Annotated in this window: 15 protein-coding genes and 1 tRNA gene; 10 read left to right on the top strand and 6 right to left on the bottom strand. The window is 45.6% G+C overall.

Annotated elements, in window-relative coordinates; translation table 11 throughout:
• Window positions 1-2: 2 nt before the first annotated feature.
• The 5 genes from ACZ5GB_RS03695 to ACZ5GB_RS03675 are packed head-to-tail and all read right to left on the bottom strand — an operon-like array spanning window position 3 to window position 5,206.
• Window positions 3-752 carry an energy transducer TonB gene (locus ACZ5GB_RS03695; RefSeq protein ID WP_464327633.1) on the bottom strand — a complete coding sequence of 250 codons (750 nt, stop codon included), beginning with the start codon at window positions 750-752 and terminating at the stop codon, window positions 3-5.
• Complete coding sequence (locus tag ACZ5GB_RS03690; protein ID WP_464327632.1) at window positions 749-1,171, bottom strand: ExbD/TolR family protein; 423 nt, start codon at window positions 1,169-1,171, stop codon at window positions 749-751. The genes ACZ5GB_RS03695 and ACZ5GB_RS03690 overlap by 4 nt, the downstream gene beginning before the upstream one ends.
• The gene (locus tag ACZ5GB_RS03685) at window positions 1,164-1,607 is read right to left on the bottom strand and encodes a MotA/TolQ/ExbB proton channel family protein (protein ID WP_464327631.1); all 444 of its coding nucleotides are present in this window, start codon (window positions 1,605-1,607) and stop codon (window positions 1,164-1,166) included. Before ACZ5GB_RS03685 ends, ACZ5GB_RS03690 begins: the two co-directional genes overlap by 8 nt.
• Before the next feature lie 2 nt (window positions 1,608-1,609).
• Window positions 1,610-3,868 carry a TonB-dependent receptor gene (locus ACZ5GB_RS03680; RefSeq protein WP_464327630.1) on the bottom strand — a complete coding sequence of 753 codons (2,259 nt, stop codon included), beginning with the start codon at window positions 3,866-3,868 and terminating at the stop codon, window positions 1,610-1,612.
• A 6-nt stretch (window positions 3,869-3,874) separates the two neighbouring features.
• Window positions 3,875-5,206: a hypothetical protein gene (locus tag ACZ5GB_RS03675; protein WP_464327629.1), complete on the bottom strand. Its 1,332-nt coding sequence runs from the start codon at window positions 5,204-5,206 to the stop codon at window positions 3,875-3,877.
• Window positions 5,207-5,311: 105 nt separating this feature from the next.
• On the opposite strand from ACZ5GB_RS03675, the gene murB reads away from it, so the two are divergent.
• Both murB and ACZ5GB_RS03665 read left to right on the top strand, forming a co-directional pair.
• Window positions 5,312-6,196: a UDP-N-acetylmuramate dehydrogenase gene (gene murB, locus ACZ5GB_RS03670; RefSeq protein WP_464327628.1), complete on the top strand. Its 885-nt coding sequence runs from the start codon at window positions 5,312-5,314 to the stop codon at window positions 6,194-6,196.
• Window positions 6,165-7,028 (top strand): D-alanine--D-alanine ligase family protein, encoded by an 864-nt coding sequence (locus ACZ5GB_RS03665; protein ID WP_464327815.1) that lies wholly within the window; start codon window positions 6,165-6,167, stop codon window positions 7,026-7,028. The genes murB and ACZ5GB_RS03665 overlap by 32 nt, the downstream gene beginning before the upstream one ends.
• Here the strand turns inward: ACZ5GB_RS03665 and ACZ5GB_RS03660 are convergent.
• Window positions 7,020-7,430: a PD-(D/E)XK nuclease family protein gene (locus ACZ5GB_RS03660; protein ID WP_464327627.1), complete on the bottom strand. Its 411-nt coding sequence runs from the start codon at window positions 7,428-7,430 to the stop codon at window positions 7,020-7,022. The two genes, ACZ5GB_RS03665 and ACZ5GB_RS03660, sit on opposite strands and share 9 nt — an antisense overlap.
• 161 nt (window positions 7,431-7,591) lie before the next feature.
• Here ACZ5GB_RS03660 and ACZ5GB_RS03655 point away from each other — a divergent pair, with 161 nt between their 5' ends.
• The 8 genes from ACZ5GB_RS03655 (at window position 7,592) to ACZ5GB_RS03620 (ending at window position 15,218) form a co-directional block, all read left to right on the top strand.
• Window positions 7,592-8,440, top strand: coding sequence for a hypothetical protein (locus tag ACZ5GB_RS03655; protein WP_464327626.1), 849 nt, complete (start codon window positions 7,592-7,594; stop codon window positions 8,438-8,440).
• 294 nt (window positions 8,441-8,734) lie between these two features.
• A complete protein-coding gene (fdnG, locus tag ACZ5GB_RS03650; RefSeq protein ID WP_464327625.1) occupies window positions 8,735-11,770 on the top strand; it encodes a formate dehydrogenase-N subunit alpha in 3,036 nt (1,011 codons plus the stop codon).
• An 11-nt stretch (window positions 11,771-11,781) separates the two neighbouring features.
• The gene (gene fdxH, locus ACZ5GB_RS03645; protein ID WP_464327624.1) at window positions 11,782-12,672 is read left to right on the top strand and encodes a formate dehydrogenase subunit beta; all 891 of its coding nucleotides are present in this window, start codon (window positions 11,782-11,784) and stop codon (window positions 12,670-12,672) included.
• A 2-nt stretch (window positions 12,673-12,674) separates the two neighbouring features.
• Window positions 12,675-13,307, top strand: coding sequence for a formate dehydrogenase subunit gamma (locus ACZ5GB_RS03640; protein ID WP_464327623.1), 633 nt, complete (start codon window positions 12,675-12,677; stop codon window positions 13,305-13,307).
• Between the two features lie 5 nt (window positions 13,308-13,312).
• Window positions 13,313-13,840, top strand: coding sequence for a superoxide dismutase family protein (locus ACZ5GB_RS03635; protein WP_464327622.1), 528 nt, complete (start codon window positions 13,313-13,315; stop codon window positions 13,838-13,840).
• Window positions 13,837-14,604, top strand: coding sequence for a formate dehydrogenase accessory protein FdhE (locus tag ACZ5GB_RS03630; RefSeq protein WP_464327621.1), 768 nt, complete (start codon window positions 13,837-13,839; stop codon window positions 14,602-14,604). The genes ACZ5GB_RS03635 and ACZ5GB_RS03630 overlap by 4 nt, the downstream gene beginning before the upstream one ends.
• A complete protein-coding gene (locus ACZ5GB_RS03625) occupies window positions 14,601-15,122 on the top strand; it encodes a biotin/lipoyl attachment domain-containing protein (protein WP_464327620.1) in 522 nt (173 codons plus the stop codon). The genes ACZ5GB_RS03630 and ACZ5GB_RS03625 overlap by 4 nt, the downstream gene beginning before the upstream one ends.
• Window positions 15,123-15,218 (top strand) — tRNA-Sec (locus tag ACZ5GB_RS03620).
• Window positions 15,219-15,221: the final 3 nt, after the last annotated feature.

Genomic DNA, 15,221 nt, shown 5'->3' with positions numbered 1-15,221 from the left:
ATCTATCCTCCTCCAAGGCGGTAGTCTATTTCTATTTCAAGCTCCAAGGGGGCCTTTGGGGGTGGTGGAAGCTTGGCAAGGGACCTTAACATTCTTATGGTTCCTTCGTCCAAATACCTGCTTTGACTGCTCTTTATTATCCTTATATCTTCTATCCTTCCTTCCGAGTTTATCCTTAGCCTTACCACAAGAGTGCCTTCCTCACCCCTTCTTTTTGCCTCCTCTGGGTATCTTTTATTCCTCTCAATTATGGCCTTTACTTGACTGTAGTAGGCTATCATTTGGTCCTTAGACTCTTCCTTTTTGGCCGTTGGTAGCTCCCTTTTGACCTGTGGCCTCTCTACCTGCGCTTCTTTTTGAGGCTTCTCTTGGCTTGTTTCCTTCTCTTTATTTGAAGTGTCTTCTTTTGTTTCTTCTCTGGCTGTAATTTGTGTTTGGGCCTTTTCTGCTATGGGTATGGCCTCCTTTGGTGGTGCCACAGGCTCTTGTCTTACTTCCTGCTTTTGGGGAACATTTTTTATAACCTTTTTAACCTCCTGCCTTTTGGGTGGTGTTTTTTGAGGTCTTGATTCTTTTGGGTTTGTAGTCTCCTGTGTGGGTGGTAGGGTGAGGATGATCTCTACGGGCTTGGATCCACCACTTGGAAAGGTCATTTTGCTAACAGACATAAGCCAAGAGATAACAAAGGAAGAGAGGAGGGAAAGGCTTATGGAAAGAGCAAGGGCTTTGGGCCTGTCTTCTCTGAGGATCATTTCTTGTCGCCCACGATGCCTATGTTGTATATGCCCGATTCCTTTATGGCATCTATAACCTCTATAACTTTTTGCAGGTTCACTTCCTTATCTCCCACTATTAGAACGGTGGCCTTTTCTTTATCTTGCACATTCCTTAGGTAGTTTTTGAGGGCCTGTAGACCCTCCTCCCTGTTTTCCAGAAGGACTCTTCCATCTTTGGATATATACACTTTGATAGGTTCTCTGAGGTCCTTCCTCTGCACCGTGGAAGAGGTAGGCACTTTTATCTCTTGTAGCATCATGGGAAAAACGTTTAGGGTATAGACCATGAAAAAGACCAACAAAAACAGCATTACGTCTATCATAGGTATTATTTGTATTTCTTCCTTCTGATGTTCCTCCTCCATAAGCAGTAAAAGTAAAGCCTTTTTATTCATTGCCTTCCTCCAAAAGGGACCTTAGAAGCTCAAGCTTTACTTCCTCTTTTATGGAAGATACTTTGGAATGGAAGAACTTGAAGAAGAAGTAAAACCAGAGGGACATGGCTATACCGAGGGCTGTGGCCCAAAGGGCTGTGCCTATGGCTGCGCTTATCTCACCTGCACCGCTCACACCTTTTGCGGCAAGCTGTTGAAAGGCTATTATAAGGGCCAATACGGTGCCCAAAAGGCCCACTATGGGAGAGACGGTGGCTGCAAAGTCCAAAAACCATAGCCTCCTTCTTATAGACTCTGCATGCTCAAGCCTTTTGTCCGCTGGACTGTTGGGCCTTCTTTTAAGCTGGAAGAAGTTCATAGCCACTAAATAGTTGCCAAAGGTGAAGATCAAAAGCATCAGTCCAAAAACTCCCTTATGGATAAGATCCAGCAACATGCTTAAAACCTCCCTCTTAGTCCTACAGAAAAGGTGAAGGGAGCGCCCACATAGTAGGTTCCAGAGGTTTCACCCGGCGATATCCTGCCTATGTACTTTTTATCCGTTAGGTTTATCACATCAAAGTAGAGGGTGAAGTTCTTTGTTATTCTTCTGTCCACAGAAAGGTTTATAAGGGTGTAAGAGCTAACCTTTTGTTTGTTGTCTACCGTTCCATACCTTGAGCCTATGTACTGCAAAGAAGGCCTTATATTAAAGCCAAATATTCTGTAATCTATGCCAAGCTTAAACATATGTTTTGGTGTGTCTGGAACTTGGTTGCCGCTTATACCACACACAGGATTGCCAGTAGAAAGGGTGGTGCAATCATCTTTGAATTCTGCCACGTTGTAGGAGTAAGAGCCATAAAGGCTTAGGTCTTTGAAGGGTTTTGCACCCACTTCCAGTTCAAAGCCGTAGGCCTTTACCTTTCCTGCATTCCTAAGGTAGACCAAGTTCGGGTCGTTGGGGTCTGCAATCCTTATAAGCCTGTTTTTGTAATCGGTGTAATAGATGGCTGGCACCACATAAAGCTTGTCAAAGTCAAAACGCACGCCAAGGTCGTAGTTGACCGACTCTTCCGGCTTTAGCTGGTTTATAACAAACTGGGCATCTACATTGTTTGGTATGGTGCCTATAAAGTTGGGTGGCACTCTGAAGTTTTGGGAGAAGGCAAAATATGGGTATATGTGGTCGGTGAGTTTGTAACCTACTCCAAAGTTAAACAACACCTTCCTGTAGGTTTTTGAGTAGGAAAGTCTTGGGTCCTTGGTGAGGTTTGGATGGTCAAATATATCATCCTCGGGCATGTAGGGAAGGCCTGTAGTGTTGTAGTTGGTAAATTCTCTCTTTACCTGTGCAAACCTTATGCCTGCGTTTATGTCAAGCCTGCCCAAAAGCTCGGGGGCTTCATAGAAGATGAAGGGTGTGTTAGTGGTGGTTATGGTCTTTTGGATATAGTTGTACCTAAAGCTGGGCGTGCCTAAGGTATTAATAAGCAGAGTGTAAGAGCCGTCGGGCTGTACCCTCACTGGGAAGGAGGGTTGCCACTGTTTTAGCTCTGCCCTCTCATACCAATAGCCCAAGGTAAACTCACCATAAGAACTTTTAAAGTTTAGGTTTAGGATGGCTCCGGGCCTGTCGGTGTAGTTAAAGGATTCTCTGAAGGCTATGTAGGTGTTGCCACCGCTTGTGAAAGTTGTGGCGCTTGTTCCACTTCCTCTTCCTATCCACATGTAGGGCTTAAAGGTAAGCTTTAGCCAGTTGGTTATATCAAGCTCTACGTTGGCCCTTAGCTGTTGGTTGTCGTAAGGGTTTTTGTAGAACTTGTAATAGGCTACGTTGTTGTCTCTTATGGTCTGGTTATTATGCACAAGGCCGTTTCCTCCGGGGAATATAAGGCTTGGGCTGTAATCAAACCTTCTGAACTGGTCCAAGTTTTGGGCCTGCTGGTAGTTTAGCCCTCTGTAGAAGTAGTTTAGCTGGGTGTTTTTGTCGTAGTAGAACTCCCAAAAGAGCCTGCCCAAGTTTTGGGTAATGCCTATGGTATAGTGGTCTCTAAAGTCTGGATGCTTGCCCGGCCCTTTCCACTTGTCCGCCTCCGTATGGGAGTAGGAGCCAAAGGCCCTAATACCAAAGGGTAGCCTACCCGTATCCACCCTGAAGAAATACTTTCTAAACTCGTTGGTGCCAAACTTTGGGAAGATGGTAATACCAAACTCGTTGGCGGGTGGCTTTGTCCTTATCCTTATGGCTCCTCCCACCTCTGTATAGAAGGGGCTCTTTTTGCTGACCGCACCCCTCTCTATGGTAATGCTCTCTAAGTTTTCTACGTCCGCATACTCGTGTGGGTATATGGCAAAGTTTCCAGAATCGTTTAGTGGCATATCATCTATGCTTATGCCTATCTGGGTGTTATCAAAGCCTCTGAGCCTAACGGAACCACCACCAAGGCCGTAGGCATCGTCCGTTTGAACGTTCAAGGAAGGTGTTAGCTCTATAGCTCTAAACACATTCACTCCGCCTGCGCCAGTACCCCTTTGAAGCTCCTTTTCCTTTACCGTTGTCTCCGTCTTTGGCTTTGCCTTTTTCCTTTCCACTGGTATTTCAGGAGCCTCCCTTTCCTTTTCCTCTTGCACCTGTATTTTTATCCTTGGAGCCTCTTGAGCAATGGCCACACCCACACAGAAGATACCGCTCAGAAGCACAATCCTTTTTGTCATGGCAATCTACCTCCTTGATGTCAGTACGGTGCCACCATCTCCCACAGCTATAAGCAGGCTTTCACAGTCTGATACAAAATTGACTTTGTTGCTTGTTCCTGTGTTGGCCAGCGTCCAGCTTTGGCCACCGTCGGTGGACCTAAGTATGGTGCCACCATCTCCTGTAGCAAGCAAAAGGTCGTTAACTTTAAGCACAAAGGTTAGCCTTTGTTGTGCAGTGTATGGGCTGGTCCATACGCTAAGGTCTTGGGATAGATAAACCTTATTGTTGTTGTTGCTTACTGCTACATACCTGCCGTTTATGTATGCTATGCCCCAAAGGTTTGGTGTATCTCCACCAAAGTTGGCATTTGCATTAGTCCATGTGTTAAGGTCTGAAGAGGTAAGAACTGTGCCACCATTTCCAACCATAACATACCTTTGTCCATCGTGTATGAGCCACTCAAGAGTTTGGGTTGTCCCGCTTGTTTTTAAGCTCCAGCTTGCACCTTGCCTACAGTCGGATGTGTTTGCATTGCACACCAGTATGGTGCCATTTTGACCCATGGCCACAAAGTAGCCGTTTATGTAAGCCACACGGTATAATGTTTTTGTAGTAAGGTTATGGTTTACGCGCACCCAATTTATACCGTCCTGTGAAGCTATTATGCTTCCGTTATAGCCCACAGCCACAAAGAACCCATTGCCATAAACCACTCCATAAAAGGTGTTCGTCTCTGTTCCCTGTGGTGCTTGAGCCCTTTGCCAATTTGTGCCGTCTGTAGAGTAGAGTAGCACTGCTTCATACTGGTTTTGTGCATTTCTACCACCACCCACTACCACATACTTACCAGATGTGCAAGAAGCTCCCCATAAAGGTAGGGTGGTGCCTGAGTTTTGTGGGATCCAGTTTTCACCCACGGGAGGTGGGGGTGGTGGTGTTTCACTTACCACTATAGTTATGCTGGCCCTTTTCACTATGTCTCCAGAGGTAGCCTTGAGTGATAGCCTGTAAGTTCCCGTTGGCAAAGAGGAGGGTACGCTAAGGGTTAGTTGAAAGTTATTGTTTCTTCCCACATTAACCGAGCTTGGACTTAGGCCTATCATACAAGGGCTTCCGTCTTCTCTCTCAAGGCTTAGGGCCACATTTCCGCTAAAACCAAACTGGGGAGTAATGGTTAGGGTGGTGTTTGTACTTTGTCCTGCTTGCACACTCAAAGTGTTGGGGTTTAGGCTTATGCTAAAGTCTGGCTTGGGGTTCTCCAAAAGGGAGGAGCTCACTCCGCCAAAGCCTCCCCCACAGGAAGATACGAGCAAAGCAACGGTCAGAATAAACAAACTGTATATTACTCTAACCATGGCACACCTCCTACCTTTACCATAAGCATATCAACCTTTTGTTAAGACTGGGTTAAGGTTTGGTTAAGATTTTGTTAAGAGGCTTTTTGGTATAATTGAGCTTATATGCTTATAAAAAACCTTGACCTATGGCCCTACACCACCATACGCATAGGGGGCAAGGCTCTGTATTTTTGTGAGCCAAAGGACCTTGAAGAACTGAAGTATGCCATCTTTTTTGCCTTGGATAAATCCTTACCCATCTTTATCCTTGGCAGGGGTTCTAACACCATCTTTGGTGATTTTGAAGGTCTGGTTATAAGCATGAGAAGGTTTGAAGGCTTTGAGGTAAGGAGGGAAGGGGACCTTTTTTATATTACAGCCCAGGCTGGAGTGCTTCTTTCCAAGCTTGTGTCCTTTTCTTTGAAAGAAGGCCTTGAAGGCTTCTATAGGCTTGTGGGCTTTCCCGCCACCGTTGGTGGTGCCATAGCCATGAACGCAGGAGCCTTTGGCTATGAGATAAATGAGCATCTCAAAGAGGTGGTCTTTTTGGACTGGGAAGGGAGTCTTCAGAGGGTAAGGAAAGAAGAGCTTAGCTTTTCTTATAGGTCCTCACCCTTTCCAGAGCTTGGGGTTGTGCTTGCTGGAACTTTTGCAGTTCCAAAGGTAAAGAGGGATATAGTGGAGGAATACAAGGCCATAAGGGAGAAGAGGGCAAGTAAACAGCCCTTGAACCTTCCCACCTGTGGTTCCACCTTTAAGAATCCACCGGGGCATTTTGCGGGCAGGCTCTTAGAAAAAGTGGGGATGAAGGGCTACAGGGTGGGGGATGTGGCCTTTTCAGAAAAGCATGCCAACTTTTTGGTAAACCTTGGAAGGGGTACCTACCAGGAGGTGCTTAAAATAATCCAAGAGGCAAAGAGAAGGGTCTTTGAAAGCTTTGGTATAAGCTTGGAAGAGGAGGTAAGGCTAATTGAAAGTGGTTGTGCTTATGGGAGGAAGGTCCAGTGAAAGAGAAATCTCCTTAAAGAGCGGTCAGGCAGTCTTGCGGGCCTTGCAAGAACTGGGACATGAGGCCATAGCCTTGGACTTAGAAGAGGACCTTTGTGAAAAGTTAAAGGCCATAAGGCCGGACAAGGTCTTTATAGCCCTTCATGGCACCTACGGAGAAGATGGCAGGGTGCAAGGCCTTTTGGACCTTTTGGGCATTCCTTACGTGGGTTCCGGTGTGCTGGGAAGCGCCTTGGCCATGGACAAGGATATAACAAAAAAGGTCCTTTCCTTTCATGGCATTAAGGTGCCAAAATGGATATGCCTTAGGTCTCCAGAGGAAGGCATTGAATGGAATACTTACCCTGCCGTTGTAAAGCCTGCAGACCAAGGATCAAGCGTGGGGCTTTTTGTGGTAAAGGACCAAAGGGAGCTAAAGGAAGCTATAGGTGAGTGCTTTAAACTGTCAAAAAAGGTGATGGTGGAAGAGTTCATTGAAGGTAGGGATTTTACCGTGGGCATCTTAAAGGGCCAAGCCTTGCCACCTATTGAGATAAGACCTAAGAAGGGCCTTTATGACTACGAGAGCAAATACACAAAGGGCATGACGGAGTATATCTTCTCCGAGGATGAGGAGCTAAACAGGGAGCTACAAGATATAGCCCTACGGGCTCACCTTTACCTTGAGCTTAAGGACTTTTCAAGAGTGGACTTTAGAGTTTCAAGGGAAGGCATACCATACCTTTTGGAGGTAAACACCATTCCGGGCATGACAGAGCTTAGCCTTTTTCCTATGGCATGCCAAAGGGCGGGGATAGACTTTAAGAGGATGGTGAAGATACTTCTATCTTAAATATTGTTGGAAGTTATATAGCTGTAATACTTTCACATCCCTGTTGCAAAACTCACAATCATCGTCAGCCTTTGGCTCATGGTCACTGTAAAAAACTTCTTTTATATGTTCCAAAAGTATATCCCATTGCTCATAGTTTAGGTCTTCAAGAGGTATAAGTCTAGGATTTTCTTGTTTTTCAAAATTTTCTGTAAAACTGACAGTCACCACGTATAATGCTCCCACGTTAGCTACTCTTTCCCCGTTCTTATATAATAGGTAGCCATAGATCTCTAGCTGTCTTTTGTACTTTTCTCTGTATTTTTCTAAGACATCCTTATCTTTTTCGTCTTTATTTTCGTTTTTCCATTTTAAAGTGGTTTTAAAATCAAGAGGAACTAATCTACCTTCGCTATCTATCAAAAGGTCATCTATCTTACCCCAATAGATTATTCCATGGTCTTCATGATAATACTCAATACACGCCGAGTGAGAAATTCCCTTTAAGCTAAACCTTCCATATCAATAAAAAGACAGCAGGGCTACTATAATAGTAGCCCTAAAAACCATCGGAGGTTTTTACCATGGAAATTATACCACCTTACCTACGCATCTACCAACAAATCCTAAAAGACCTTGAAAATGCCTTGCCATTCCTTAATGTGCCAAAAGCTAAAGCAGGCAGAAAGCCTAAACTCACAGACATCCATATAGCAGCCATCTTTATACTCTCCTACATAACCAATACAAAAGTCCTCACCTTAGCTAAACTACTTATTGACCCATCCATACAATCATGGCATATCTTCAGAAGATACAGACTCAAGAGAGTATACAGGATATTGAGAGAATACAAGCTTCACAAGCTGAGGCTTATGATTTTAGCAAGGCTTTTGCATGGTAAGAAGATAGAACTTGTAATAGATGGAACCATAGTGGACATAGCCAATGTAAACAGGGCGAGGACACAGAAGATAAGGAGGGTAAGAGGGAAGGTATGGTGGGCAAAGAGGAGAAGGAAGATAGTTCGGAGAGACAATGGGAAGGTAGTGGAGTTTGAGGAGGTCAGGTATGGCATGTTGATGATGGTGTTATGTGATAGGTGGGGAAGAGTTTATGATGTGTGGATAAGCTTTGGAAGTGTGCATGAGGTTAGGGCATTTAGGGAAAGGAAGAGAAGGAGTTTATGGTTTAGGAAGCTTGTGGAGAGTTGTGTGGTGTATGGAGATAGGGGTTATAGGGGTTGTGAAGGTGTGATTGTGTGTGGTAGTAGGGAGATGAGGGCAAAAAGGCAGGTAGTGGAAGGTGTTATAAGTCAGATAAAGCTTTTTAATGCTGGTAGTGGGTGGAGGACTTTAACTTGTGTGCTTGTGTATGTATATGCTTATGCTATTGGATATAGCTATTATAGGAGGGGTGAACTTGAGGTCTAATTTCTCACCCGGCGTGTATAATGTCAAGATAATATTTGAGATAAACAATGTAGTGGCACGTTGGCGCGTGCATTCAAACATCGTGAGTTCCAAACCCGCCCAATGATTTTTGATAGGTTATAAACTTGCCACTACTGGCACTATGCATGGTGCCATTACAAACGGATTTTTCAGCCCCAGTATAAGAGTATTCTAATTTTGATATTTTTAAAGCTTATCATTGAAAAATTCTATGGATGATCTTTCATACATCCCTTATTTTATAAGCCAAGGCTCTAAAAAGGAGGTGTAAAGATGGAGCTTACCAGGCGAAGTTTCCTTAAGGTGGCGGGTGTATCGGCAGGAGCTACTCTTGCTGGAGGGCTTGGCTTTGACCTTAAGCCGGCCATGGCAAGGGTGAGGGATTTAAAGATTTCTAGCGCCAAGGCTGTAAAGAGTATATGTCCTTACTGCTCGGTGTCCTGCGGAGTTATCATATACACTTTGACCGATGGAGCTATGAACGTAAAGCCTCGGGTTATCCATGTGGAGGGCAACCCCGATGACCCAGTAAATAGAGGAACCCTATGCCCCAAGGGCGCCACATTGAAGGATTTTATAAACTCACCCAATAGGCTCAAAAAACCTCTATATAGGCCCGCAGGCTCAAAGGAATGGAAGGAAATAAGCTGGGAAGAGGCCCTTGATAGAATAGCCAAGCTCATAAAAGATACAAGGGACAGGACCTTTATAGAGAGGGACGATCAAGGTAGGCTTGTAAACAGATGTGAAAGTATAGCATGGATAGAGGGAAGCACCATAGGCAACGAGGAGGGCTATCTATGGGTTAAGATGGGGGTAGCCTTGGGGCTTGTGGCAAGAGAAACTCAGGCGCGAATATGACACGCACCCACGGTGGCCAGTTTGGCCCCAAGGTTCGGAAGAGGCGCGATGACCAATGGGTGGAACGATATTAAAAACGCAGACCTCATACTGGTTATGGGAGGAAATCCTGCAGAAAACCACCCCTGCGGTTTTAAATGGGCCATAAAGGCTCGCCAAGAGAAGGGAACAAAGATCATATGTGTTGACCCAAGGTTCAATAGGACTGCTGCCGTATCGGACATATTCCTTCAGATAAGGCCAGGTTCGGACCTTGCCTTTATGGGCGGTCTTATAAACTACGTGCTTCAAAACAAGAAGTATAATGAAGAGTACATAAAGCACTTTACAAACGCCTCTTATATAGTAAAGGATACGTACAACTTTGACCCACAAACGGGTCTATTTTCTGGCTACGATCCCGAAAAGAGAAAGTATGACCAATCCCTTTGGGGCTACGAGCTTGACGAAAAAGGTATGGCCAAAAAGGATATGACCTTGGAGCACCCAAGGTGCGTATTCCAGCTTATGAAGCAGTTCTATTCAAGGTATACACCAGAGGTGGTAGAAAAGCTTACCGGTATTCCCAAGGATAAGTTCCTTGAGGTGGCAAAGCTCATAGCGGAAACCAGCGCACCAGATAAGTCTATGACACATCTTTATGCCCTTGGATGGACGCACCACTCCATAGGAACACAGCTTATAGGCTCCATGGCCATACTTCAGCTCCTTCTTGGCAACGTAGGCGTGCCGGGCGGTGGTATAAATGCCCTACGGGGTCATTCCAACGTGCAGGGCATGACGGACTTGGCTGGTGAAGGTAGGTTCCTACCGGGCTACCTAAAGCCTCCTCTTGCAACCCAGCAAAGCCTCAAAGATCATATAGAGGCAAACACTCCAAAGGCTTTGGATACTTCCATGAACTACTGGTCAAATTACGGCAAGTTCTACGTTAGCCTTCTCAAGGCATGGTTTGGAAATGCGGCCACTCCAGAGAACGAGTTTGCCTACCATTACCTACCAAAGATTGAAAAAGTAATAGCCATGGACGAGATACTGGATAGGATGTATAGGGGCAAGATGGAGGGCCTTGTATCAGTCGGTATGAACATATTGGCAAGCAATCCCAACGTAAAGAAGATAGCTCAGGGTCTTGGAAAGCTAAAGTGGATGGTGGTTATAGATGTCTTTGAGACGGAGATGGCCGCCTTTTGGAAGTATGTGGATGACCCCTCAAAGGTGCAGACGGAGGTCTTTTTACTACCTTCGGCCTTGTTTGCAGAAAAAGAGGGTTCCTATACCAACAGTGGGCGTGTTATAAAGTGGAAGTATAAGGCGGTGGACCCGCCGGGAGAGGCAAAGGATGAGTTTTGGATAGCTGGACAGCTCTTTATGAGGATAAGACAGCTATATAAGAAGGAAGGTGGTAAATTCCCAGATCCCATACTCAACCTAACTTGGAACTTCCAAAACCCCTACTATCCAACAGCAGAAGAGGTTTTGAGGGAGATGAACGGCTACGCCCTTGCAGACATAACGGATGACAAAGGCAATGTGGTGGTTAAGAAGGGTGAAAGAGTGCCGGGCTTTGCTGTGCTAAAGGACGATGGAACCACAGCCTGTGGTATGTGGCTCTATTCGGGCGTATTCCCTCAAACGGGCAACAGGGCAAAATCCACAGACCTCTCCGACCCCTCTGGCCTTGGTGTATACCCGGGCTACGGCTTTAGCTGGCCAGCCAACAGAAGGATACTTTATAACAGGGCCTCCGCAGACCCAAGCGGAAAGCCGTGGAGTGAAAAGAAAAAGTATATATGGTGGGATGAGGCAGAAGGCAAATGGGTTGGCTACGATGTGCCAGACATAAAGCCAGACCTAACACCCGATTATGGTCCCTTTATCATGCTCCCAGAAGGTAGGGGCAGGCTCTTCTGTGCGCCCCTTGTGGATGGGCCTTTCCCAGAACATTACGAACCCTTTGAATCTCCAGTGGAAAACATACTACACCCCAAAACACCCCACAACCCAGTGGTAAAGATATACAAATCAGACCTGGACCTCCTTGGAAAGCCAGACGAATACCCATACGTGGCAACCACCTACAGAGTGGTGGAACACTTCCACTTTTGGACAAAGCATATATACGGAACTTCTGCCCTGGTGCCAAAGATGTTTATTGAGCTTCCAGAGGAACTGGCCAAAGAGCTTGGTATAAAGGAGGGTGATATAGTCAGAGTAAGCACTGCAAGAGGTTCTGCCGAAGGCTATGCCTTGCCTACAAAAAGGATAAAACCCCTTGTCATAAACGGTAAAAAGGTTTATACCGTTGGCATTCCAATACACTGGGGCAACGAGGGAGTGGTAAAAGGCGCCCTTGCCAACATGATCACCCCCTTTGTGTGGGACCCCAACTCACAAACGCCAGAGTTTAAAGGCTTTTTGTGCAAGATAGAAAAGGTAAAAGCATAAGGAGGTAAAAAATGGCTACAGTAACCACAGAAGGGACTGTAGGTTTGGGGCTGAGGCGCGTGTCCGCCTCCAAGCTCCCAGACCAAAACATAAAGCAGGCGGACCAGCTTGCCATACTTGTGGATATATCCAGCTGTATAGGATGTAAGGCCTGTGAGGCTGCATGTTCCCAATGGCACGACCTAAAGCCACCACTTCATACGGAGGAAAAGATATTTACGGGCTATCAATCAGGCCCTGGCTTGGCACCAAACCTCTTTATGTACATGCGCTTCCAGGAAGAAGAAACTCCCAACGGCCTTGTGTGGGCCATAACCAAGTATCAATGTATGCATTGCTCAGACCCAGGCTGTCTTAAAGCTTGCCCCTCGCCGGGTGCGATCATCCAGTATGCCAACGGAGTTGTGGACTTTGACCATTCTAAGTGTATAGGCTGTAAGTTCTGTCTGTCAGGTTGTCCCTTTGATGTGCCAAGGTATGACGCCAACAATAAGCCTTGGAAGTGCAACTTCTGCATTGATAGGGTTTCTGCCGGTATTGAGCCCATGTGTGTAAAGACCTGCCCTACAAATGCCCTTCACTTTGGAACAAAGGAGGAGATGCTTATAAGAGCCAACAAGCTCCTGGAAGGGCTAAAGAAAAGAGGCTTTGATAAGGCTTCCATATACGATCCTAAGGGCGTAGGCGGTACGGGCTACATATACCTTTTGCCCCATGGCGACAAGCCTGAGATATATGGTCTTCCAAAGGAGGCAAGCATATCACCCCTTATAAGCCTATGGAAAGGGCCCGTAAAGCTCCTTGGTTCTATCGTCCTTTGGGGTACTCTCCTTGGAGCCTTCCTACAGCTCATACTCTTTGGGCCCATAAAGGTGGGCAAGAAGCATAAAAAGGAGGAATAATCATGGAGGATATAAAGAAGTTGGAAGAGATAGAGGTGGAAAGGTTTTCCAGGTTTGATAGGTTTGTGCATTGGCTTACAGCGGTGCCTTTTGTTTACCTTTTCCTATCTGGGCTTGGCATGTATTCTCCCAAGTTTGCTTGGCTTCTGCCTTTCCTCGGTGGAAAAGAGTTCTCCGCATGGCTTCATAAATGGGCTGGTGTGGTCTTTTCCGTAGGTGTGCTTCTTATGTTCCTAAAATGGGCAAAGGACTTTATCCTTGACAGCGATGATATGAAATGGCTTTCCAATGTAAAATACTACATAAAAGGTGAGGAAGAAAAGCTTCCAGAGGTAGGTAAATACAACGCAGGGCAAAAAATCTTTGGCTGGATGGTCTTTATAGGTGGTGCAGTCTTTCTTATAACCGGCATAGTCATGTGGTTCCCTGAGAGTTTTTCCATAAACCTTGTAAGGCTTGCCATACTTTTGCATACAATTGCCTTCATAGTGGTGGGTGCCGGTTTTATAATCCACGTGTATATGGGAACGATTGGAGTGCCCGGTTCTCTGTCCAGCATGATAACGGGAAAAGTGTCAGCCCTGTGGGCTGCCTCTCACCATCCCAAGTGGTTCAAAGAAATAATAAAGAGGTAGCTTTCATGAAAAGATTATGGATTTTCTGGCCTTTCCTTTGCCTCCTTTTCTTTTTTACAGTGCAGGCAAAGGAACTCAAAGCTGAAGCAGAGCTTATAAACCAGAAGGGAGAAAAGATAGGCAAGGCTATCTTTGTGGAAACCAACGCCGGCGTTCTTATAATGCTTGAAGCCTCTGGATTACCACCTAATTCTGAACTGGCTTTGCATATACACGAGCTTGGAAGGTGCGACCCTCCAGATTTTATGTCCGCCAAGGGACACTTTAACCCCTTCAAGAAAAAACACGGCCTTTTAAACCCTGAAGGATGGCATGCGGGCGATATGCCCAACATATTCACCGATGAAAAAGGGAATGTAAAAGTGCATGTGCTAAACACCTTTATAACTCTAAAAAGCGGAAAGGAGAACAGTCTTTTAAAGGAAGGTGGTACTTCCATAATGATACACCACCACAAGGATGACTACCTTACGGACCCTGCGGGGAATGCAGGAACAAGGATAGCCTGCGGTGTTATAAGGTTGGCGAGATGAAGATAGGGATATTTAAGCAAAGAGAGAAGGAGTATGCCCTTGAGAGGATAAGGGTCTTGAAAGGAAAGTATCCAGAGGCCTTAGAGCTCCTAAACTTCTATGAGCATATCCTTAGGTATCAAAGGGAAGCCTATCAATCTATCAAGGATAAGGATTGGCGCAAGGGCATGAAGTGGTTCTATAGGTTGCTGGATGTATGCATGGAACACGGCAATGAGGAAATCTTCAAAAGGGCGGAGGAGTTTAAAGGCATAGAAAGGGCGGTTCTTGAGAAGATGATAGGCGACTTTATAAAGGAAAAGAAGGCAAACCCCATAGATAGGTTTCTCTTCCTTTCCTTCTTAAACCCCTTTTATGAGCGCCTTGCGGAAGGTATGGACATTGATAAAGAAAACTGGCTAAAAACCAAGTGTCCTGTGTGTGGCTTTAAGCCTTCCGTGTCTTACATAGCGGACAGCCAAGAGGTGGAAGGTGGAAGATTTTTGCGTTGCGTGCTTTGTAATACAGACTGGCTCTACAACAGGAACAGGTGTGTAAACTGTGGCAATGAGGACGATAAGGAGATAGACTACTATTATCAAGAAGATAATAAGGCTGTCCAACTGCAGGTCTGTCAAAGGTGTGGGCATTACATAAAGCTTATAGATATGCGATTGGATGGCCTTGCGGTGCCACATGTAGATGATGTGGCAACCCTTGTGCTTGACCTTTGGGCAAAGGAAAGGGGCTTTGTCAAGTTTGAAGACAATATATTTGGCTTATGATAGACAGAAGAACACTTATTGGCCTTTTGTGTTCTTTACCTTTGCTTGGTAGAGCAAAGAGCATGGATATAGTTGTCTTAAACTGCGTTATAAAAAGGGACAGGCTCTACAGGGTAGATGAGGAGAGGATGCTCTTCCAGTGGGTAAAGGAAGAAGGCTCTGGCATATATTCTGTAGGCTTTATGCAGGTGCTTTCTTCCTTGGTATATCCCCTTTATGCTATAAGGATAAAGCCAGTCAACACTGTTGTGGAGTACGATGGGAACCTTGCGGTAGTTGAGTCTGGTAAAAGGGTATCTACCTTTCCAAGCCCACTAAGCGGAAAGATAGTGGAGGCCAACAAGGCCCTTGAAAAGGACCCATCTCCCATAGTAAATAAGCCTTATGATAGCTGGATTGTGAAGATAAAGGCGGACAAGCCGGAGGAGCTAAGGAGGCTAAAAAAAGCTGAAGATATAGCGGAGAAGATAAAGGCTATAATAATCCGTGAGAAGATTGAGTGCCTTCCAAAAGGTTAAGGGAGAGCTTGACGCGCTGGTGCGGTCCCGGGACTTCAAATCCCGTGAGGGGTCCTGAAAAGGGTCCCTGGAGGGTTCAATTCCCTCGCTCTCCCGTTG

This window comes from Hydrogenobacter subterraneus, from assembly GCF_055390195.1.
Note: the sequence above shows the minus strand (reverse complement) of the source record. Positions and strands in the feature narration are given on the sequence as shown.